1 protein-coding gene is annotated in these 409 nt (G+C 44.7%); it reads left to right on the top strand.

Going from position 1 to position 409, the window contains the following annotated elements; genetic code table 11:
* On the top strand, positions 1 to 409 hold a 409-nt coding region (locus NE664_14840; protein MCQ4727912.1), incomplete at both ends, for a sugar phosphate isomerase/epimerase.

Below are 409 nucleotides of genomic sequence, written 5' to 3'. Positions count from 1 at the left end.
ACATTTTGGACACTTGGGAAGCTGGTATGATGAACTGGGGGTGCGGGAGTGTTTAAAGCAGGCAAAGGAAGCCGGTTCTGATGTATTTGAATTTTTTCCTACGAAAGAGATGTTTGACATGGAAAAGGATAAAATTCGAGAACTTAAAATGTATATGGAAGAGATTGGGATTGAACCGGCCTTTACGTTCGGCTATCCTGCAGGCTGGGATATGGCTGGCGAAGATGAGGCGAACAGAGAAAAGGCAGTAGAGCATTTGAAACGGATTATTGAGAGTATGGGGGTGCTTGGAGCAACCGGGATTGGCGGAATTGTATATTCCAACTGGCCTGCCGATTATTCGTTACAGGTGATTGAGCCTGATGATAAAAAGAGGAGAAAGGACAACTGTATTGCCGGCTTAAGAAAG

The sequence above is a fragment of the Anaerotignum faecicola genome (assembly GCA_024460105.1).
GTDB lineage: Bacteria > Bacillota > Clostridia > Lachnospirales > Anaerotignaceae > JANFXS01.
The sequence above is the reverse complement of the archived record's forward strand: the minus strand, read 5'-3'. Positions and strand labels throughout refer to the sequence as shown.